At 59.6% G+C, this 20,414-nt stretch carries 15 protein-coding genes and 1 pseudogene; 10 read left to right on the forward strand and 6 right to left on the reverse strand.

Translation table 11 applies throughout. From position 1 onward, the window contains the following. The first annotated feature begins 143 nt into the window (after positions 1-143). From HV670_RS07435 to HV670_RS07450, 4 genes are all read left to right on the forward strand, one after another. The gene (locus HV670_RS07435; RefSeq protein ID WP_246257102.1) at positions 144-1,289 is read left to right on the forward strand and encodes a porin; all 1,146 of its coding nucleotides are present in this window, start codon (positions 144-146) and stop codon (positions 1,287-1,289) included. A gap of 241 nt (positions 1,290-1,530) precedes the next feature. Next, entirely contained in the window at positions 1,531-2,952 is a 1,422-nt protein-coding gene (gene leuC / locus HV670_RS07440) for a 3-isopropylmalate dehydratase large subunit (RefSeq protein ID WP_175104123.1), read from the forward strand. A gap of 12 nt (positions 2,953-2,964) precedes the next feature. Further along, positions 2,965-3,612, forward strand: a complete 648-nt coding sequence (gene leuD, locus HV670_RS07445; protein WP_175104124.1) for a 3-isopropylmalate dehydratase small subunit — start codon at positions 2,965-2,967, stop codon at positions 3,610-3,612. A 198-nt stretch (positions 3,613-3,810) separates the two neighbouring features. Then, complete coding sequence (locus HV670_RS07450) at positions 3,811-5,472, forward strand: methyl-accepting chemotaxis protein (protein WP_175104125.1); 1,662 nt, start codon at positions 3,811-3,813, stop codon at positions 5,470-5,472. Between the two features lie 108 nt (positions 5,473-5,580). On the opposite strand, the gene HV670_RS07455 is transcribed toward HV670_RS07450, so the two are convergent. After that, positions 5,581-6,768 carry an endo-1,4-beta-xylanase gene (locus HV670_RS07455; protein ID WP_246257104.1) on the reverse strand — a complete coding sequence of 396 codons (1,188 nt, stop codon included), beginning with the start codon at positions 6,766-6,768 and terminating at the stop codon, positions 5,581-5,583. A gap of 298 nt (positions 6,769-7,066) precedes the next feature. On the opposite strand from HV670_RS07455, the gene HV670_RS07460 reads away from it, so the two are divergent. Further along, positions 7,067-7,834, forward strand: coding sequence for an SDR family oxidoreductase (locus HV670_RS07460; RefSeq protein ID WP_175104126.1), 768 nt, complete (start codon positions 7,067-7,069; stop codon positions 7,832-7,834). A gap of 188 nt (positions 7,835-8,022) precedes the next feature. Here the strand turns inward: HV670_RS07460 and HV670_RS07465 are convergent, their stop codons facing one another. From HV670_RS07465 to HV670_RS07485, 4 genes and pseudogenes are all read right to left on the reverse strand, one after another. Continuing rightward, positions 8,023-8,439: a DUF934 domain-containing protein gene (locus tag HV670_RS07465; protein WP_175104127.1), complete on the reverse strand. Its 417-nt coding sequence runs from the start codon at positions 8,437-8,439 to the stop codon at positions 8,023-8,025. Further along, on the reverse strand, positions 8,436-10,226 hold the full coding sequence (locus HV670_RS07470) for a nitrite/sulfite reductase (protein ID WP_175104128.1): 1,791 nt from the start codon (positions 10,224-10,226) through the stop codon (positions 8,436-8,438). Before HV670_RS07470 ends, HV670_RS07465 begins: the two co-directional genes overlap by 4 nt. Positions 10,227-10,464: 238 nt before the next feature. Beyond that, positions 10,465-11,082: a 2-dehydro-3-deoxy-6-phosphogalactonate aldolase gene (locus tag HV670_RS07475; RefSeq protein ID WP_175104312.1), complete on the reverse strand. Its 618-nt coding sequence runs from the start codon at positions 11,080-11,082 to the stop codon at positions 10,465-10,467. Positions 11,083-11,323: 241 nt separating this feature from the next. Further along, positions 11,324-11,887, reverse strand: a pseudogene (locus HV670_RS07485) (cytochrome d ubiquinol oxidase subunit II); the annotation flags it as partial. Between the two features lie 37 nt (positions 11,888-11,924). On the opposite strand from HV670_RS07485, the gene HV670_RS07490 reads away from it, so the two are divergent. Then, positions 11,925-13,108, forward strand: a protein-coding gene (locus HV670_RS07490; protein WP_175104131.1) for an IS3 family transposase whose coding sequence is annotated in 2 segments (ribosomal slippage) — positions 11,925-12,192 and positions 12,192-13,108 — 1,185 coding nt in all. Because the reading frame shifts where the segments join, the coding sequence is not laid out codon by codon here. Between the two features lie 515 nt (positions 13,109-13,623). Continuing rightward, the gene (locus tag HV670_RS07495) at positions 13,624-14,310 is read left to right on the forward strand and encodes a M24 family metallopeptidase (RefSeq protein ID WP_175104132.1); all 687 of its coding nucleotides are present in this window, start codon (positions 13,624-13,626) and stop codon (positions 14,308-14,310) included. Between the two features lie 118 nt (positions 14,311-14,428). Here the strand turns inward: HV670_RS07495 and HV670_RS07500 are convergent, their stop codons facing one another. Then, positions 14,429-15,853: an aminotransferase-like domain-containing protein gene (locus tag HV670_RS07500; protein WP_175104133.1), complete on the reverse strand. Its 1,425-nt coding sequence runs from the start codon at positions 15,851-15,853 to the stop codon at positions 14,429-14,431. Between the two features lie 532 nt (positions 15,854-16,385). Between HV670_RS07500 and ctaD the strand changes: the two genes are divergently transcribed. From ctaD to HV670_RS07515, 3 genes are all read left to right on the forward strand, one after another. Beyond that, complete coding sequence (ctaD, locus tag HV670_RS07505) at positions 16,386-17,981, forward strand: cytochrome c oxidase subunit I (protein WP_175104134.1); 1,596 nt, start codon at positions 16,386-16,388, stop codon at positions 17,979-17,981. A gap of 373 nt (positions 17,982-18,354) precedes the next feature. Then, positions 18,355-18,831, forward strand: coding sequence for a formate dehydrogenase subunit gamma (locus HV670_RS07510; protein WP_175104135.1), 477 nt, complete (start codon positions 18,355-18,357; stop codon positions 18,829-18,831). Continuing rightward, positions 18,828-20,399: a formate dehydrogenase beta subunit gene (locus HV670_RS07515; protein ID WP_175104136.1), complete on the forward strand. Its 1,572-nt coding sequence runs from the start codon at positions 18,828-18,830 to the stop codon at positions 20,397-20,399. The genes HV670_RS07510 and HV670_RS07515 overlap by 4 nt, the downstream gene beginning before the upstream one ends. Positions 20,400-20,414: the final 15 nt, after the last annotated feature.

Genomic DNA, 20,414 nt, shown 5'->3' on the forward strand with positions numbered 1-20,414 from the left:
CAAATACAAGAAATTGGCGCTGTCCTGACACAAAGCGCTTTCTCTGTCCATACCAGCGACCTCGGGGGAAGTACGGTCGCCGGTTGGCATTTCCCTTCGGGGTAACCACCTTCCTACGACAAGGTAGAAGGAGACTAATAGTTGTGAAGCAGAAAAAAACGAAGCTTTATAAGGCGCTTTGCGCCGCTGCTGTCATTGCATCGGTATCGTCGAGCGCCCATGCCCAAAGCAGCGTAACGCTGTATGGACTCATTGCGGAAGGCATTGGCTGGGTGAATAACGAGGGTGGCTCTCACAACTTCATGATGATGAGCGGCACAAATCTGAACAACCGCTTCGGCGTCAACATTGTTGAGGACCTGGGTGGCGGAGACCGTGCGGTTGCGGTGCTCGAAAACGGATTTGACATCACCAGCGGCAAATTGGAACAAGGCAGTCGCATGTTCGGGCGCCAGGCTTATGTCGGTTTGGGCAGCGACACGGCCGGTACGCTGACCTTGGGCCGGCAGTACGACATGTTCTGGGACTACCTCACGCCGCTGATGTCGGCTGTGGTGGCCAATGGCTTGGCCGACCACCCGGGAGATGCCGACAACCTGATGGGCAGCTGGCGCTACAGCAACTCGGTGAAGTATGTGTCGCCAACCTGGAACGGCCTGAATGCCGAGGCGTTCTACGCGTTCAGCAATCAGGCTGGCGACTTTGCGATGAATCGGGCCTTTGGCGCTGGCGCAGGCTACCACGGTGGTCCGCTGAAGCTCGCGCTGGCTTTCACCGAGCTCGATGAGCCGGGGACCTTGAATCTGAACGGTGCGGTCAGTAACGACTACAGCGGCGTTCCGTTCTATTTCTTCCGTACAAGCCCTGTGGACGCCAATGCGGGCGTATCAAGGCAGCGCAATCTTGGCGTCGGGGGGCAGTATGACTTTGGACACGGTTTGCGCTGGAACGCGATCGTTGACGTGGTGCACTTCGAGTACCAGGACGGTACGAGCTTCACCCAGACCAACTACGACACGTCGTTCAGCTACTTCCTGACGCATGCGCTGTCCTTCTCGGCGGCCTACGTTTACTCGGCTGGTAAGTATGGTGGCGTCAACGCGAATCCGCACTGGAACACGGCATCGGTGAGTGTGGATTACCAATTGTCCAAGCGCACCGACGTCTACCTCACCGATTCCTTGCAGACGGCCTCGGGACCTTATGCGGTCGCTGCAATCTATGCGGTATCTCCGTCAACGAGTTCGAACCAGAACCTGGTGGTAGCAGGGATGCGAACCCGGTTTTAAGTTGATGCGACCGGTATAGGTCGTCGTAGTCCCGATCCGGGTTCACGCATGATGAGCGGAACAAAGGCCGATCGCGAAACCAGGCTGATGGCCAAGTGTTGGCGAGCGAGTTCAAGGCCGGTGACACCGGATCGGGACGAACGGGCGAATCGTGGCATCGGGGAAGGCTTGAACTACACGAATGCGTGCGTGCTGGTTGCCGATAAGACACGCACCTTCAACAACCCTGCATATCAAGACTATGCCTGACTACTCTCACTCGACTCCTTGCACGCTATTGGACAAGTTGTGGCAGCGTCACGCTGTGAACACGACGCCGGATGGACACACGCTGCTCTACATTGATCAACATCTCGTCAATGAGGTGACGAGCCCTCAGGCTTTCGACGGACTTCGCATGAACGGCTTGCGGCCGTGGCGTAGTGAATCGGTGCTGGCCACCGCTGATCACAACGTGCCGACCGCGAATCGGATAATTGGAATCAAAGACTTGATGGCGCGGCGCCAAGTCGAGGCACTCAGCCGCAATTGCGCTGAATTCGGGTTGACCGAATTTCCGATGCACGACGCGCGCCAAGGTATTCTGCACGTGGTGGGGCCTGAGCAAGGTGCGACCCTGCCCGGCATGAGCATCGTCTGTGGTGATTCGCATACCACCACGCACGGAGCGTTCGCCGCTCTTGCGTTCGGCATCGGCACCTCGGAAATCGAGCATGTGCTCGCCACGCAATGCCTGATCGTGAAAAAGCCCGCGACGATGCAGGTACGCATTGAAGGCGAGACCCGGCGCGGTGTCACGCCAAAGGATCTGGCGCTCGCCCTGATCGCTCAAATCGGCACATCGGGCGCGACGGGGCACGCGCTGGAATTCGCCGGCTCGGCAATCGAGCGCATGAGCATGGAAGCGCGCATGACGCTCTGCAATATGGCGCTCGAGACCGGCGCGCGCTGCGCGATGATTGCAGTCGACGAGACGACGATCACCTATCTGCATGACCGGCCATACGCTCCCCGCGACCTTCGCCGGGATCAAGCCGTGCAGTACTGGCGGACCCTGCACAGCGATCCGGGCGCACGCTTCGACCGGATTGTGGAACTTGATGCGGCGACCGTTCGCCCGCAAGTCAGCTGGGGCACATCGCCGGAAATGGTCGCCTCGATCGACGGCCTGGTGCCGGATCCCGCCGCCGAGCAAGACTCGGTCAAGCGGCAAGCAATGGAACGCGCACTCGCTTACATGGATCTCACGCCCGGCATCCGCATAGCGGATATCGCGCTGGACAAGATTTTCATCGGTTCCTGTACCAACGCTCGATTGGAAGACTTGCGGGCCGCCGCCGCGGTCGTCCGGGGAAAGCGTGTGGCCGCCGGTATTGCGCAGGCACTGGTCGTGCCGGGTTCCGGCCTGGTCAAGCGCGAGGCCGAAGCCGAAGGACTCGACAAGATTTTTCTCGCGGCAGGTTTTGAATGGCGTGATCCCGGATGCTCAATGTGCCTTGGCATGAACGAGGATCGATTGTCGCCCGGTGAACGCTGCGCCTCGACCTCCAACCGTAACTTCGAGGGCCGTCAGGGGTCAGGCGGGCGCACGCACCTGGTCAGCCCCGTGATGGCGGCCGCCGCCGCTATCGCGGGTCACTTCGTCGATGTCAGCCAGCTTTGAAGGAAGATTCGAATGCAGCCCTTTTTGCCTGTTGACTCGCTTGTCCTACCGCTCGATCGCGCCAACGTCGATACCGATGCCATTTTGCCCAAGCAATTCATGAAGTCGATCGAACGGACCGGTTTTGGTCCGTTTCTGTTCGATGAGTGGCGTTATCTCGACAGAGGTGAGTTCGGCCAGGACTGCTCAATGCGCCCGCTCAATCCAGATTTTCCACTGAATCAGCCTCGCTACAACGGCGCGCAAATTTTGCTGGCGCGCGAGAATTTTGGCTGTGGATCGAGTCGCGAACATGCCCCATGGGCGCTTCGTGACTGGGGAATCCGGGTCCTCATTGCATCGAGTTTCGCGGAGATCTTTCATGGTAACTGCTTCAAGAATGGGCTCCTGCCGATACGGCTCGATGCTGAGCTCGTGGACGCCCTGTTTACCGCCGTGCAAACCACGCCTGGCTATCGACTGCGGATCGACCTGGAAGCACAGTACATCACGCGGCCGGACGGCTCTGCCACGGCCTTCGAGATCGATCCGTTTCGCAAGGACTGCTTGCTGCGCGGACTCGACGAAGTCGGGCTTACTCTGCAGGACGCCGCGGCCATCCGCGCCTTCGAGCAGGAACGTCGATGCATCGAACCTTGGCTGTTCGAGCGCGTGGTTTGACGTGAGATATGTGGCGCAGTCCGTCGCAGGCGCTCGACCCGCAGTTGGGCCGAGCCTCTAGGGGAATCAGCGTCGGCCGTCCATGCGACGCACCACCACGATCTACGCGTGGGCGACATCGTTTTCGATAGAGCAGTGCTAGAGAAAACAAGCGTGTGCTTTGCTTGTTCCTGTCAAACATAAAATGTTCGAAGATATATGAAGCTAACTTTTGCCCAGAAGCTCTGGTTGCCGCTGATCCTGAGCCTGGTTTGCCTGGCCGGCGCGTCGATTTACAACGCCTACCAGACGAGGGGAATGCGGATGGACGAACGTAAAGCCGACCTCGTACACGCGGCGGAACTCGCGGTGAATGTCGCCAAAACCATGGACGCTCAGGTGGCTTCCGGCGCCTTGACCAAAGCGGAAGCCCAGAAGCGGGCCATGGCCATCATCGGGGACATGCGGTTCGGCCAAGACGGTTACTTCGCGCTCTTCGATCCGCAGTTCACCGTCTTGATGAACCCGACGCAACGGCAGATGGTGGGCAGGAACATCCTCGACTACAAGGATTCGGACGGGGGGCACCCTTTCAGGGCGACGCTCGACGTTATCAAGCGTGACGGCCAAGGCTTTACCGTGTACCCGTTTCCGAAACCGGGACAAACCGCTCCTTCCACGAAGGTTGCCTACAACGTCATCTATCAGCCGTGGAACTGGATTTTCAACACGGGGGTCTACGTTGACGATATCGATGCGGCGTTCCGCGCAACGCTGTACCAGAGCCTCGGGATTCTGGCGGTACTGGCCTTTGCCTTGTGCGCGGTCGTTGTGGTGCTCAACCGCGGCATCGTCCGCTCGCTGGGCGGTGAGCCGTCCTATGCGGCCGAGATTGCCAACCAGATTGCCAGTAACGATCTGACCGCGGTGGTGAAGACGGCACCGGGCGACCACTCGAGCCTGCTGTTTTCGATGAAGCGCATGCAGGAGCAGCTCGCACAAACGATTGGCACGATCAAACTATCCGCCGACTCGATCGCTACCGCCACGCACCAGATAGCCGCAGGCAACCTTGACCTGTCACAGCGCACCGAAGAGCAGGCCGCCTCGCTCGAGGAAACAGCGTCGAGCATGGAGCAACTGACCTCGACGGTCAGCCAGAACGCCGACAACGCCAGTCAGGCGAACCAGCTCGCTGCGCAGGCTGCCCACGTGGCGGAGGAAGGTGGCACCGTGGTGTCGCGCGTGGTCGAAACGATGGAGGGCATCAACGCCAGCTCGGACAAGATCACCAACATCGTCGGCATCATCGAGGGCATCGCCTTCCAGACCAACATCCTCGCATTGAACGCGGCCGTCGAAGCGGCGCGGGCGGGTGAGCAGGGACGAGGTTTTGCAGTGGTGGCCTCGGAAGTGCGTTCGCTGGCCCAGCGCTCCTCGGCGGCGGCGAAGGAAATCAAGGAGTTGATCCATGATTCCGTGCAGCGCGTGCAGGCAGGTGCCGGCCATGTGCGGGAGGCGGGTGAGAAGATGCGCGAGATCACGCACGAGATCAGGCGCGTAACCGACATCATGGGTGAGATCACCGCCGCCTCGCGGGAACAGAGCAAGGGCATCGGCCAGGTCAACCAGGCCGTCACGCAGATGGATGTCGTCACGCAGCAGAACGCGGCGTTGGTCGAGCAGGCGGCGGCGGCTGCCAGCTCGCTCGAGTCGCAGGCAGGCGATCTGAAAGCCTCCGTGTCGATGTTCAGACTGGGCGCCTCGCACGAGGCCGGTGCCACGCGTGCTGTCGCACAAACGCACGCGGCGGCTCCGGCGCGCCTTCGGGCACCCGCCACGGCGGCCCTGAAGGGACCCGCATCCCATCCGTTCGTGTGACACGAGCCGCCGAAGCCGGCTAAAGCTGAGGCGGTCAATTTTCTGGAAAGCTGGCGGCACATCATCAGCACGGGGTTTTCGATTGCGTCGATACCTGTGCTGGTGTCGCTATGGCTGGTAGGCGGGATCGACAATCGTCCAGTAAGCCGCCTTCGGCCGCAGGTCGGCATCGAACAGTAGCGGCAGATTGGTCCGCGACACTGGCGTCGAACTCAGCCAGGTATGCTTGTCCGAATAGCCCCAAAACGTCACGGCCTTGATGCTGGGCTCGTGCTCGAATACGTCAAACACGGCTCGATAGCGAAGCGCCTGGGCACGCATCACGTCGTTCGGCACTGAACGACCGAGGTCGGGAAGGCATGCATGCGGATTGCGCCAGCATTCGCCCGAATCGGCATAGAGACTCACGTCGAGTTCCGTCACCTGGTTCTCGAGTCCGAGTGCGGCGACGTCGTCGAGTGCCTGCTTGATGTTCGCCAGCGGCGGCCTGTTGACACTAATATGCATTTGATGCCCGACGCCGTCGATCGACACTCCTTCGGCGCGTAATTCGCGAATCACGGTCAGCAGTTTCTCGCGCTTGTTCGGATCATCTGTATTGTATTCGTTGATATAGAGCTTGACGTCCGGGTCGGCCGCACGCGCCGCTCGGAAGGCGATCGCTATGTAGTCTTTCCCAAAAGCGCGATACCATGGACTATCTTCGCGGTAGACCTGATTCGAATTGTCGCTGATGACTTCATTGACGACATCCCATGCATAGACCTTGCCGCGGAAGTGTGTGACGACATCGGTCACATACTTCCGCAGGCGCGCGGCCACGATATCGCGATACTGCGGTTCGTCGCGTGCTCCGGCAAAGAACCAGTCCGGAGCCTCTTTCCAATTCCCGCTCTGGAAGTGCCAGACGAGTGTGTGGCCCCGCACTGCCATGCCGTGTGCGTGGGCGAAGGCGATAATCTTGTCGGCCGGTTCGAAGTCATATCTGCCTTCGGCAACGCCAATCGTGCCCGGCTTCATCTTGTTCTCGGCGGTCAGGCTTGAGAACTGCGCTGCCAACAGGGCGGCGTCAGCCGGACTGTCTATCGAGTCCGGCTCGATCGCCGTGCCAACCAGGAAATGCTTGGCCATGACGCTTCTGAGCGGGGGTGGCTCCGCGCCGGGTGTCGCTGCCAGCGGCGGACCGTCATGTGCGGGCGACGTCTGGCCGTTCGCGAAGTCAGCGGCCCAGGCAACCGAACTCAGGGTCAGGGCGATGTAGAACAGGCGTAGCGAGGTCCCCCGAGCGCGCATCATTTTTTCCTTGTAATGTGACCAGGCCGCTACGTCGAATCGATTCTTGACGTTGCATGCCTAGGGGCAACGTTCGATACTAAGAAGTGGCTGTTGCCGTCGCCATGCGTGGTTTACCTGACTGGCCGGACATGAAGACGATGCTGCACGAGAGAATTACATGACAAGCCGTGTTCCGTGATGGACGGGCAAGGATCGAGTGCGCTGCGGTAAGCTATCCAATCATCAGGGGTGGCCCCGCAGAGCTGCTTAAGGCAACCGCTGCCAATCCGGACTAACCTCAAAAGAAGGCATCCAATCCATGGCGTATCAATTGTTCGACCGTCCGCGAACCGCGCTCGTCACGGGTGCCGGGGCGCGTGACGGTATCGGCTTTGCCATCGCACGCGCTCTAGCCCAGGCGGGCCTGACCGTCAACATCACGGGCGCGAGCGAGCGGGTCCATGAGCGTGCCGCCGAGCTTGCTGGAGAGGGATTCTCCGTGTCATCGAGCGTCTTCGATCTGACATCGGCACATCAGGTCGCGCAACTTCGCGAAATGACCGGCGCGGTCGATATCCTGGTCAACAACGCCGGAATGGGCACGATCAAGCAACCTGCCGTCGATGGGATTCTGATCGATCTCGACGAGGCCGACTGGGACTATGGAATATCCGTGACACTGAAGACGGCATTTCTGGTGACGCGTGCTTTCCTTGCCGACATGATTGGGGCGGGGCATGGCCGCGTTGTCAATATCGCTTCGGTTACCGGGCCCCTGGCCGCGAACGTCGGGGAATCGGCGTATGCGGCGGCCAAGGCCGGTATGGTGGGGCTCACACATACCTTGGCCCTTGAAGCAGGACAGGCGGGCGTTACCGTCAACGCAGTGGCGCCCGGCTGGATCGATACTGGGGCCTCGACGCCCGAAGAGCGTCTCGCTGGGAAGAAGACGCCGCTCGCACGTGCCGGCCGTCCCGATGAAGTTGCGTCGGCCGTGGTGTTCCTTGCTTCTGACGGAGCGAGCTATGTCAATGGCGCGGTGCTTGTCGTCGACGGTGGAAATCTATTGCAGGAACGCAAGGGTTGAGGCCACGGCCGCAGTCGAACGACGAGCAGAGCGCCTTACTGCGACAGAACCGGTTTCACTACTTGGCACGCACCCTCCGTTGGCGCGTTTGGGCAATCACCGGGTTGACGCGGACGATCGTTCATTGCGTGTCGTAACCAAGGGAGAGCACCACAGTGATTACGCTCGGAGGCTGCGATTCGGCTCGCTTACTCAGGTTTTTCCAGGGCACCTGGTCGAAGCACAGGCGTTTCACTCGCAACATCACTTTGATAGAACGCCGGAAACCGCTCGAATTGACGCTGTGCGTCAGCTGGATCGACGCCGTCTTTCAACACGGCGCTGGAGAACCCAGTGCGCTTCATCTGGATGAGTTGGTCGATCAGCACATCACCGGTCGCTCTCAAATCGCCCTTGAAGCCGAGCCTGCGGCGCAGCAGGTACGCCTGACTGTAGGCACGGCCATCCGTGAAATGAGGGAAGTGCAGTTCAATGCGTTCGATGCGGTCAACGCGGTCTTTCAGCGTCAGCGGATCTTCGTCATTGGTGAGCGACACCACCTGTTGGCCTGAGTCCAGCGAGTGCTCAAGCGTTGTAAGAAGCCTTATGTGTGCAGCATTCGTCATGCGACTCGTTCCTCATTCTTGCGCACTTCATTCGCCGCCGCCTTGAAGGGGTCCAGCCCGACGCGCCTTACCGTCTCGATGAAGAGTTCCTGCCGTGTACCGATGGCTTGCCGGATGGCCAGGTACGTCGAGAGGACGGCCTCGATGACCTCGGGCACTTCAGGTGCCGAAAAAGACGGCCCGACCACTTTGCCCGGTTGTGCGGCCCCGCTCGTGACCGAGCCATCCGATCCGCCCAGCGTAACCTGGTACCACTCCTTACCGTCCTTGTCGACGCCGAGAATGCCAATATGGCCACTATGGTGATGACCGCACGAGTTGATGCAGCCGCTGATATGGAGGTCTATTTCACCGATATCATTGAGCTCGTCGAGATCCTGGTAGCGCTCGGTGATCGCTTCGGCTACCGGGATTGAGCGTGCATTCGCCAAAGCGCAGAAGTCGCCGCCAGGACAAGCGATCATGTCAGTAAGCAGATGCACATTCGCGCTTGCAAGGCCCGCCTCGCGCGCGGCTTCCCAAAGCGCGAACAGGTCGTCGACATGCACCCACGGGAGCACGAGATTCTGCGTGTGTGTCACGCGCGCTTCGCCTGCCGAAAAGCGCTCGGCGAGTCCTGCCACAATCTCGAGCTGATCGGCTGACGCATCGCCTGGCGCCTGAAGGAGCCGCTTGAACGAGAGTGTAACGATGCGCATCGACGGATGCTTGTGCAGAGCGACGTTGCGCTGCAGCCAGCGTTCAAAAAGCGGGTACTGCTCGGCCCTGGCGTTCAACGTATGGAGAGAATCAGTGGCAGTTGGTTTTGAGCGCCCCGGCAAGTGAGGCGGAAGGAAAGATGCGCTCACGCGGTCCAGTTCTGCTTGTGGGAGTGTATGCGGCCCACCATCGTGCTCGACGATCTGGCGAAATTCCTCTCCCACCTCATCGATGTATCGCTGGCCCTCGGCTTTCACCAGGATCTTGATGCGCGCCTTGTACTTGTTGTCGCGGCGGCCGTACCGGTTGTAGACGCGTACGACCGCTTCAATGTAATTCATGATGTGGTTCCAGGGAAGGAACTCACGCAGTACGGTTCCAATGACCGGCGTGCGGCCCATGCCACCCCCGACAGACACGCGAAAGCCCAGGTCGCCAGAATCATTGCGCAGCAAATGGAGGCCCACGTCGTGCCAGTCCGTGGCAGCACGGTCTTCGGTCGCGCCAGTAATGGCAATCTTGAACTTGCGGGGCAGGAATGCGAATTCAGGATGTAGCGTCGTCCACTGGCGCATGATTTCCGCAAAGGGCCGAGGATCGGCGACCTCGTCGGGTGCAACACCGGCACGTTCATCGCAGGAGATGTTGCGAATACAATTGCCGCTCGTCTGGATGCCGTGCATGTCGACGCTCGCCAGGAGATCCATCACGTCGGCCGCCTTTGACAACGGAATCCAGTTGAACTGGACGTTCGTGCGCGTGGTGAAGTGGGCGTAGTGGGTCGGCAGACGCTCGGTGCCGAGCTTCCGTTGGGCCTCAGACGCGAGGCGATACACCTCCGCTTCGGGTTCATCGTACTCCCGGGCCACACGGGCTAGAGTACGAAGTTGTGCGCTCGACAACTCGCCGTATGGCACGGCCACGCGCAGCATCGGCGCATGGCGTTGAACGTACCAGCCGTTCTGCAGGCGAAGCGGACGGAAATCGTCTTCGCTCAATTTTCCGCTCTGCCACCGTTCGACCTGGTCGCGGAATTGAGCAGCTCGGCTGCGCACGAAGGCTTTGTCGAATTCGGTGTATTGGTACATTGTCGACGCGATCCTGCGGCCCTATCGGGCACATGTTGTTGTCAGTGGGCAGTGCCCTAAGGTAAGGGAAGCATGCGCCCGATACAAGAAGCAGATGGCACCGAATGTCGAGAAGCAGATGGCACCGAATGGCGTCGCATCAGTTCAATCCCCGACGATAGGACGTGACCTCGCGTCGGGAACCACCGAGCAGGCTGGTGATCTGGTTGGTAGTCGACGTATCAGCGCGGGCTTCGTTTCAAGCCTGATTGGCAACTGCGGCCTCGAAGCAAGCGACAAACAAATTCGCGTTTTCGCTAACGCGGCTTGCGTTATAGCCGGGGCGGTACAGAGCCGCGCCCAATCCAAACCCTCCGGCACCTGCCGTGACGAACGACTCAAGGTTGGCGGGCGTCACACCGCCGACAGGCATGAGCCGCATTTCCTGCGGCAACACGGTTCGCCATGCGCGCAACGTTGCCACGGACAGTTGCTCGGCGGGAAACAGCTTTAGCGCATCGGCGCCATTGAAGAGCGCCGCAAATGCTTCGGTAGCTGTAGCCACGCCGGGCGTACAGGCGAGGCCCGCCGCCTTAGCGGCGAGGATCACTTCCGGATCGCTGTGAGGCATGACTATGAGCGAACCGCCGGCATCGGCAACTTCCCTTACCTGCGAGGGGTAAATTACCGTGCCCGCGCCGACCAGAACCTCTCGCGGCAGCGCGGCGCGCAGCCGCCGGATGCTCTCCAGAGGCGCAGGGGAGTTTAGTGGGACTTCGATCGCGCGGAAACCTGCCTCAAAAAGCGCTTGGCCGATAGGCGCGGCTTCGTCTGGGGTCAACCCGCGCAGTATTGCGATCAGGGGACACGTATGCATCGCGGAAGCAAACCCGAGATGGAGGTCGTGCGGATGCGTAGGGGTTGGAAGTGTGATCACTGTTGAGTTCTCGTTGTTGTGACGGAGTTCAATGGGCGGCGTGTTGCATTTGTAATGGGTAAGGAGGACCTAGCCATTGAGCAAGAGCACGTGAAAAACCAATGCCACTGCTCCGACAACAGCGACACCTGCGCACCAGAGGCCGACGAACCAGAGTGCGCGCCGGATAGCCGGTCGCTCCCTAGTGATAATGCAGTTCAGCATGATTGGTTTTACCTCGGAAGACCCGGTAGCCGAGCAGCGTGTATGCCAAGATGATCGGCAGAATAATGACGGCGCCGACTAGCGTGAAAGTCTGGCTGGAGCGCGGGGCCGCCGCTTGCCAGATAGTGATGCCGGGCAGAATCGCGTCCGGCCAGACGCTGACCAGCAAGCCGATATAGCCCAGCAGCACAAACCCTAGTGCGAGTAAGAACGGAGTGATTCCGTGCCGTGCATGCACCGCCTTGCGCATCCCCCATGTGCATGCCGCCACAAGGATCGGCACTGGGAGCAGCCAGCGTAGGAGCGCGGAATCGAACCATCTGGCCGCAACCATTGGGGAGAGAAGCGGCGTCCAGAGCGTGACGATCGCGATCGTGAGAAGTTGTAGGACCGTGAGAGGAAGGACGACACGATAGAGCCGGCGTTGCAAGTCGCCTTCGGTTTTCGAGATCAACCAGCAGCAGCCGAGCAACGCGTACGTGATGACTAGCGCCAGGCCGGTGAAAAGACTAAATGAGCTTGCCCCCGAAAAACGAATCCCTTGCTGAGTGTGTAAACTCAAGCAAGGAGAAGAAACGATGACAGGCAAGGCAAAGCGGGCGCAGTACACGCTCGAATTCAAACTGGAAGCAGTACGACTGGTGAAGAGCGGTCAAAGCTTGGCGGCAGTGTCGGCGACGCTGGGCGTGGTGCAACAGACCCTTCACAACTGGGTCAAGGCGGACCGGGAAGGCAAACTGGTCGGGGCCGGTGCGAAGCCAGTCAGTCCAGAGCAGATGGAATTGGCGAGGTTACGTGCGGAGGTGGCTCGCTTGAAAATGGAGCGAGATATTTTAAAAAAAGCGGCAGCGTACTTCGCGAAGGAGTCGATGTGAAGTGCGCGTTCATAGACCGGAATCGACACCACTGGCCAGTCTCAGTCCTGTGTGAAGCGCTGGAAATCAGCCCCAGCGGATATCATCAGCGCCAGCAGCGCACCGGCGGCGACAAGCCGCACAGAGGCTGTATCAGCAACGATGCCCTGCTCGCGCACATCAAGGCAATTCACGCGCAGGTCAAGGGCGAATATGGCTGGCCGCGCATGTGGAAAGAACTGGTTGCGCGCAGCGTGCGTGTGGGCAAGGAGCGTGTTCGCAAGCTAATGGCGCAGCATGGTATCCGCGCGAAACACAAGCGCAAGTACATCGCGACAACGAACTCGAATCACAACCTGCCGGTGGCTCCTAATCTGTTGGAGCGTAACTTCACGGCGACAGCACCGAACCAGGTCTGGACGAGCGACATCACGTACTGTGCGACAGCCGAGGGTTGGGTCTATCTGGCGGTCATTATCGACCTGTTCAGCCGACAGTTAGTGGGCTGGTCGATGCAGCCACACATGAGAGCGGAGCTCGTCACAGATGCGCTGCGTATGGCATGGTTCCGGCGCCGTCCACGGGCTGGCGTCATTGTGCATAGCGACCGCGGTAGCCAGTATTGCAGCGGGCTGTTCCAGCGCACGTTGAAGGCCTACGGCATGCGCTCGTCGATGAGCCGGCGCGGTGATTGTTGGGACAATGCCCCGACGGAAAGTCTGTGGGGTTCGCTGAAGGTTGCACGTCTACATGGACAGCACTTTGCGACCCGGCGGGCGGCAATGGATGAAATCGTCGACTGGCTCGGCTTTTATAATTCACGTCGTCTACATTCGACGTTGAACTACGTCAGCCCGATGACGTTCGAGAAAAACTGGTTCGCAGCTCAGCAGGGACGAGCCGCATAAATTCTTCAGCTATGGGATTCGCGAAACAGGGGCAAGGTCAGTCCGCGACGATTCGCATACCGTTTGAGCATTGCAGCGGGCCATGCTCGAGCCCCACGATTTCCAGTCGGTAGGACGCTTGAGGCGACAGGAACCGGTTAGCTTCCGCGAAGACATCGAGGGGTCCACTGACATCCAGCGATTGGACTCCGGAAAAGGCGACCAGTGCAATGGTTCTCATGGGGGGAGATCGGTGTGAAGAGTAAACGGAGTGAATCAGTAGGTTACTGAAACATGATGGGAAGAGCGGTCTAGTCAGTACCGGTGACCGCATTTAGCATCACTTTGGCAGAGAACGTACACACACAGTTGTTGCTACTTACGCTCTCTCCTCGCGTCATGCATGGTTGGCCTGATACGCCCTCAATGTGGCGCTCTTATGCCCCTCGAAGCGGTTCTGCTTTACCAGTAGTCCTTTCATACTCCAGGGTATTGGCGCGGCATCCCGCCTGCGCCGTATAACGGAGATCTACAACATGGCTATTTCTGCTGAAGTTGCGGCCGAACGAGTTGGACCTGCGTTTTCCGTCGATGGCATGTTGCTGGCACGTCAGAAAACCCGCCAGGCAATCCAGGACGTCTCGGCACTCATTGAACCGGGGATGGTGGAAGAAGATGCGGTCGAGCTTACAAAGAAAACGCTAATCGATTCAGGCATGGAATTGACCTGGCACCCGACCCGTGTGCGCTTCGGCATCAACACCATCAAGCCCATGAAGCAGGCGTCGGTGCCGGGCGTGATCCTGCAGGAAAACGATATCTTCTTCCTGGATATCGCTCCACGCGTACAAGCTTGGGAGGGGGATGGTGGTGCCTCTTTCACCGTGGGGAAGAACAGCGAATATGAGCGTTGCGCGCGGGATGCCGAGACGCTGTTTCATGAGGTACGTCACGTCTGGACCAAGGATAAGCTGACGGGGCAGGCACTGTACGCCTTCGCCGACAGCAAGGCACGTTCGATGGGGTGGGAATTGAACTTCGATCTACCGGGTCACCGCGTATCAGATTTTCCTCACGCGGCCATTTATACTGGTTCGCTCGCAGAATTTGACGCCAGTCCATCGGCCATGCGGTGGATTCTCGAAATACACGTACGCGATCCGGAGGGCCGCTTCGGCGCATTCTTCGAAGACCTCCTGCTTTCCGACGAGTACTTTGCCTGACCTTTAAGCGTCGCTCGATCCTGACTAACTGACATAAGATTGCGGGGACGCTGGTTCTTCACGCGAATCAGGCGTGGAAAGCAAGAAGATCATCAAATGCGCGACGGGGAGGGTGTTGCTATTTGGCGCGCACCGACGGGCGGCCGAGTAGGTCGCCCAGTACCCGGATCGCGTCGTCGATCTTGGAACTCCACGGATGACCGAAGTTGAGTCGCACATAGTGTTCGAATGCATGCGTGGCGGAAAAGATCGGGCCCGGAGCAGGGCTGATGCCTTGCTCGATTGCAAGACGGTGCAACTCCATCGCGTCGATCGCCTCGGGAAATTCCAGCCAGAGAAAATAGCCGCCGCTCGGATGCGTGCGGCGAGTCCCGTGAGGTAGCCAACGTCCGATGGCGCTGTCCATTTCGCTCAGTTGCTGGTTCAAGGCTGCACGCAATTTGCGCAGGTGCCTGTCGTAGCCGCCATGCTGGAGATAGTCGGCAAGACCCGCTTGTACCGGAATGCTGGCCGACAGCGTGGTCATCAGTTTTAGCCGCTGAACCTTGTCCGTGAACCGGCCGGCAGACGTCCACCCGATTCTGTAGCCTGGCGCGAGGGTCTTCGAAAACGAACTGCAGTGCATGACGAGCCCTTGTTTGTCGAATGCCAATGCAGGCACTGGATACTCGGGCTGGAAATGCAGTTCGCCGTAGACGTCATCTTCGATCAGCGGCACCTCATGCTGCGCGAGCAATTCGACGAGGGCCTTCTTCTTCTCAAGCGAGAGTGTCACCCCGGTCGGGTTCTGAAAGTTCGTCATAAACCAGCAGGCCCGAATCGGATGCTTCTTCAAGGCGTCGGCGAGCGCGTCGAGATCGAGGCCAGTCACGGGATCAACCGGGATTTCGACGGCCCGCAAGTCCAGCCGCTCGATGGCCTGAAGCGCAGCGTAGAAGCCCGGCGATTCTACGGCGACCACGTCGCCAGGACGGGTGACCGCCATCAGGCAAAGGTTCAGTGCCTCCAGCGCGCCGTTGGTAATGACGATTTCCTCCATGGGCTGCGACAGGCCCATGCCCATGTAACGCATAGCGATCTGACGGCGCAGGTGTTCATTGCCCGGCGGCAGATCGACCACGGTGCTCCACGGACTGATCAGTCGCGAGGCCTGTGCGAGCGACTTCGCAAGACGCGGTAGTGGGAAGAGATGAGGGGAAGGAAAGGCCGAGCCCAGCGGCACGATGCCCGGCGTCTTTGCTGCGTCGAGCACGGAAAACACCAGGTCACTGATGTCGACTTTGCTTGATTCGGCGAGCGCAGCCACATGAGGCGCTCGCGCGGCGGTGACATTCGCGCCGGGCGCTACGTAATAGCCGGAGCGTTCCTGTGCACGTACCAGGCCCCACTCCTCAAGCAGGCAGTACGCACGAAACACCGTGGATTGACTCACACCGTGTTGCGCGATGATCTGGCGCAGAGAGGGCATGCGCGAGCCGACGGCGATACTGCCCGAGCGAATTTCCGCGGCCATTGCATTGGCCAGCACTTCGTATCTGTTCATCGAACCTACCATCATCCGCGCACAGGAAACTGCTGCCGTAAAAGAATCGCTATCTGCTGCTATGACTAGATCCGTCATTTTCCTATGCTTCGTGTCAGAAGAAAAGCGTCGTCGTGCGGGCCACTGTGAAGGATTGCCGTCCTTCCTGATCATTTGGATGCGGCTATTGGAAGCCAGCCTGAATTGACTATCGAAACATTACCGTATGCGAGTGCGTCACGTCGCGTTATCGACTTGATCACACGCGTGCTGGTCATCTGGGTGACGGCGTTGCGGTCGAGGCACCGACCTATCTGGGCGCGCTGCAAGCCTTCCAGTTTCAGGGCGCTGACGTACTGCCGGTACCGACGGATCACGAAGGTGTGAGAGTTGAGGAGTTCGAAGAACGGGTCGCGCGGCATCGAGCGAAGCTGTTGTATCTGATTCTGAATTTTTTCAACCCGATCGGATACGTCATGTCTCTACGGCGTCGCAAGCGATGGGAGCGCATGAAGGCATCGAGTCACATTAAAACTTTGGCACAGGAATAAAAATGAGTGAAGTGACCTCCGGCACCGTTGCTGAACACCATGATTCGCATGACGTTCCTGTCGGTTGGCGCCGATGGCTATTGGCGACGAATCACAAGGACATCGGCACGCTCTATCTCTTGTTCTCGATCACCAACCTGATGATCGGTGGGGTGATGGCGCTGCTGATTCGAGCCGAATTGTTCGAGCCTGGGCTGCAGATCATGAGGCCGGAGTTTTTCAACCAGCTTGTGACTGAGCATGGGCTGATCATGATCTTTGGGGCCATCATGCCGGCCTTCGTCGGCCTTGCAAACTGGATGATTCCACTGCAGATCGGGGCATCCGACATGGCGTTTGCCCGGATGAACAATCTGAGTTTCTGGTTGCTGCCGGCATCCAGCGTGCTGCTGATCAGTTCGTTCTGGGTGTCAGGTGGGGCGCCTGCAGCAGGGTGGACGATGTATGCGCCGCTGTCCACTCAGATGGGCTCGGGCATGGATTTGTCGATTTTTGCGATCCATATCGCCGGTGCATCGTCGATCATGGGAGCGATCAACATTGTCGTAACGATCTTGAACATGCGCGCGCCTGGGATGACCCTGATGAAGATGCCGATGTTCGCGTGGACCTGGCTAGTCACCGGGTTCTTGCTGATTGCAATCATGCCAGTGCTCGCGGGGGCGGTCACGATGGTGCTGTTCGACCGCCATTTCGGGACCTCGTTCTTCAACGCGGCCGGCGGCGGTGACCCGGTGCTCTACCAGCACATCTTCTGGTTCTTCGGGCATCCCGAGGTCTACGTGATGATCCTCCCGGGCTTCGGGATGATTTCGCAGGTCGTGCCCGCCTTTTCGCGTAAGCGTTTGTTCGGATATGGGTCGATGGTTTACGCGACGGCTTCGATCGGCATTCTGTCGTTCATGGTCTGGGCTCACCATATGTTCGTGACCGGCATGCCGGTCACGGGCCAGTTGTTCTTCATGTACGCGACAATGACGATCGCGGTTCCCACCGGCGTCAAGGTTTTCAATTGGGTTGCAACGATGTGGCGCGGCTCGCTGACCTTCGAAACGCCCATGCTGTTCGCGATCGGCTTCATCTTTGTGTTCCTCGTGGGCGGCTTGACCGGCGTGACGCTGGCGATGGCGCCGTTGAACGTCGCCTTGCACGGCACGTACTACATCGTCGCGCACTTCCACTATGTGATGGTTGCGGCCTCCCTGTTCAGCATCTTCGCCGGCTGGTACTACTGGGTGCCGAAGTGGACCGGCTATATGTACAACGAGGTGCGAGGCAAGATTCACTTTTGGGGCTCGATGATCTTCTTCAACATCGCCTTTTTCCCGATGCACTTCCTCGGTCTGGCGGGCATGCCCCGCCGCTATGCGGACTATCCCGCGCAATTCACCGACTTCAACCAGATTGCCACGATTGGCGCTTTCGGTTTCGGTCTTTTGCAGGTCTATTTCCTGTTCTGGGTGGCGTTGCCTACCTATCGCGGAACGGGGCACGCAATGGCTCAGGCTAAGCCGTGGGACGGTGCGGAGGGTCTGGAGTGGACCTTGCCAAGTCCGGTGCCATTTCATTCATTTGAAACACCTCCTCACGTCGAATAGCGTTAGTGAGGAGGCGCAGGCGCGGAAGAGAAATACGTTTTCCGGACTGACAAGCTCGAATGTTGAAACTGCGCAGGGCGCTTAGCCCCCGGAAATCGAATTGCAATCAAAGAAAGCACGCATTAACCTTCATTCAGCATCAGTTGACGGGCAAACGAAAGGCGGACGATCTACTATCCTGCCTGGCGCCGATCTTTGCCTCGGATCGGCGCTGCTGCGCTCGTTTTGGTGTCAACTGGTACTTCCGCGTGAATGACTGTCGCCCTAACATGGCCGTCATGACTCAGTCGACGTGGGAGGACAGGTACCCCCGTTTGGCTAGAGCCAGCATTGGAATGCGGTTTCCCTACAAGCAGCTTATGAGATTCTTTCGATGACAGTCCCTAGCCGCGGTGCAGATCCCGTGGACGAAGCCATCACCGCGCATATCGCCATCCCCGGCGCCTTGCTGCCGATTCTGCACGACGTTCAGGATGCCCTCGGATATATTCCGGGCGACGCGATCTCCAGGATCGCGCAGGCACTGAACCTGTCCCGGGCAGAAGTCTATGGTGTCGTAACCTACTACCACTATTTTCGCGCAGAGCCACCCGCGAGCCATATCGTTCAGGTTTGCAGAGCTGAAGCGTGTCAGGCGATGGGCTCCGACGCACTGGTGAGCCACATCCGGGCGCGGCTCGGATGTTCTGGGTCCGACAGCGATCCGTCGAACAAATTCTGTGTCGAGCCCGTGTATTGCCTGGGTCTATGCGGCGCGGCGCCCGCGCTGACGCTGGACGGACGTCCTTACGCGCGGGTGACACCGGATAGCTTCGACAACCTCGTTTCGGAACTGGAGGTCGGGTCATGAGCATCGTCAAAGTCTATATCCCTCGAGACTCGGCATCGCTCGCCTGCGGCGCCGATGAGGTGGCCGCAAAGCTGCTGGCTGAATGTACTGCCCGCGACCTGCCGGTATCCGTGGTACGTAATGGGTCTCGCGGTCTGTTCTGGCTCGAGCCGCTCGTGGAAGTTGCCACGCCGCTTGGGCGGATCGCCTACGGACCGGTAACGGCCGCGGATGTGCCTGGGTTGCTCGAGGCAGGCATGCTCTCGGGCGCTGAGCACCCGTTGCGACTGGGTCTCACGGAGCGCATTCCTTACCTTGCGATGCAGGAGCGGCTGACTTTTGCACGCATGGGAGTGACCGATCCGTTGGCCATTGCGGACTACGAGGAACTGGACGGTTTCGCGGGACTGCGGCGCGCTGCGACCCTCACACCTGAGGCGATCGTCGAAGAGGTGACGCGATCCGGACTGCGAGGTCGCGGTGGAGCGGCGTTTCCGGCGGGCATCAAGTGGAAGACGGTCCAGAACGCTGCCGGGTCACAAAAATATATCGTTTGTAACGCCGACGAGGGAGATTCGGGCACCTTCTCCGATCGCATGACGATGGAAGGTGATCCGTTCATGTTGATCGAGGGCATGGCGATCGCCGCACTCGCTGTTGGCGCGACTCAAGGTTACGTCTACATTCGCTCGGAATACCCTCACGCGATCTCAACGATGCGAGAAGCCATCCGGCTGGCAGAGGCGGCGGGATTCCTGGGTGATGACGTGGCAGGATCGGGCCGGTCGTTCCGGCTCTTCGTACGCAAGGCGGCAGGTGCCTATGTGTGCGGGGAGGAGACGGCTCTGCTCGAAAGCATCGAGGGCAGGCGGGGTGTCGTGCGGGCCAAGCCTCCGCTGCCCGCCTTGCACGGCCTCTTCGGGCAACCCACGGTGATCAACAATGTGATTACCTTCGCCAGTGTCCCGCTCGTGCTGGCGCGCGGCGCGGATTTCTATCGCGACTACGGCGTGGGCCGTTCGCGAGGCACGTTGCCGATCCAGTTGGGGGGCAACATCAAATACGGCGGGCTGGTCGAGAAGGCGTTCGGCGTCACGCTACGTGAGCTGATCTATCAGTTCGGTGGTGGCACGCGTTCCGGCCGGCCTGTCAAGGCCGTGCAGGTCGGTGGCCCCCTGGGCGCCTACGTGCCGGAGAGTCAATGGGACGTGCCGCTTGACTACGAGGCCTACGCTGCCGTCGGCGCGGTCGTCGGGCACGGCGGCATCGTCGTGCATGACGACACCGCTGATATGTCGCAGCTGGCCCGCTATGCGATGGAGTTCTGCGCATTGGAGTCGTGCGGAAAATGCACGCCCTGCCGAATCGGATCGACGCGCGGCGTTGAAGTGATCGACCGCATCGCCGCTGCTGGCGAGTCCGGAGCTGTAGAGCAACAGGTCACGCTGTTGCGCAGCCTGTGCGACACGATGCTGAACGGCTCGCTTTGCGCAATGGGTGGGATGACACCTTACCCCGTGCTGTCCGCCTTGAATCACTACCCCTCGGATTTCGGCATTGTCGAGACTGCCGTGTCGTCCGACGTCTGAGCAATCGCCTGAGAA

Origin of the sequence: Pararobbsia alpina (assembly GCF_902859895.1) — a bacterium.
GTDB lineage: Bacteria > Pseudomonadota > Gammaproteobacteria > Burkholderiales > Burkholderiaceae > Pararobbsia > Pararobbsia alpina.

Coding starts and splice junctions, on each gene's coding strand:
- leuC (WP_175104123.1), top strand. CDS start 1,531: ATGCCTGACTACTCTCACTCGACTCCTTGCACGCTATTGGACAAGTTG.
- leuD (WP_175104124.1), top strand. CDS start 2,965: ATGCAGCCCTTTTTGCCTGTTGACTCGCTTGTCCTACCGCTCGATCGC.
- HV670_RS07450 (WP_175104125.1), top strand. CDS start 3,811: ATGAAGCTAACTTTTGCCCAGAAGCTCTGGTTGCCGCTGATCCTGAGC.
- HV670_RS07455 (WP_246257104.1), bottom strand. CDS start 6,768: ATGATGCGCGCTCGGGGGACCTCGCTACGCCTGTTCTACATCGCCCTG.
- HV670_RS07460 (WP_175104126.1), top strand. CDS start 7,067: ATGGCGTATCAATTGTTCGACCGTCCGCGAACCGCGCTCGTCACGGGT.
- HV670_RS07465 (WP_175104127.1), bottom strand. CDS start 8,439: ATGACGAATGCTGCACACATAAGGCTTCTTACAACGCTTGAGCACTCG.
- HV670_RS07470 (WP_175104128.1), bottom strand. CDS start 10,226: ATGTACCAATACACCGAATTCGACAAAGCCTTCGTGCGCAGCCGAGCT.
- HV670_RS07475 (WP_175104312.1), bottom strand. CDS start 11,082: ATGCATACGTGTCCCCTGATCGCAATACTGCGCGGGTTGACCCCAGAC.
- HV670_RS07495 (WP_175104132.1), top strand. CDS start 13,624: ATGGCTATTTCTGCTGAAGTTGCGGCCGAACGAGTTGGACCTGCGTTT.
- HV670_RS07500 (WP_175104133.1), bottom strand. CDS start 15,853: ATGAACAGATACGAAGTGCTGGCCAATGCAATGGCCGCGGAAATTCGC.
- ctaD (WP_175104134.1), top strand. CDS start 16,386: ATGAGTGAAGTGACCTCCGGCACCGTTGCTGAACACCATGATTCGCAT.
- HV670_RS07510 (WP_175104135.1), top strand. CDS start 18,355: ATGACAGTCCCTAGCCGCGGTGCAGATCCCGTGGACGAAGCCATCACC.
- HV670_RS07515 (WP_175104136.1), top strand. CDS start 18,828: ATGAGCATCGTCAAAGTCTATATCCCTCGAGACTCGGCATCGCTCGCC.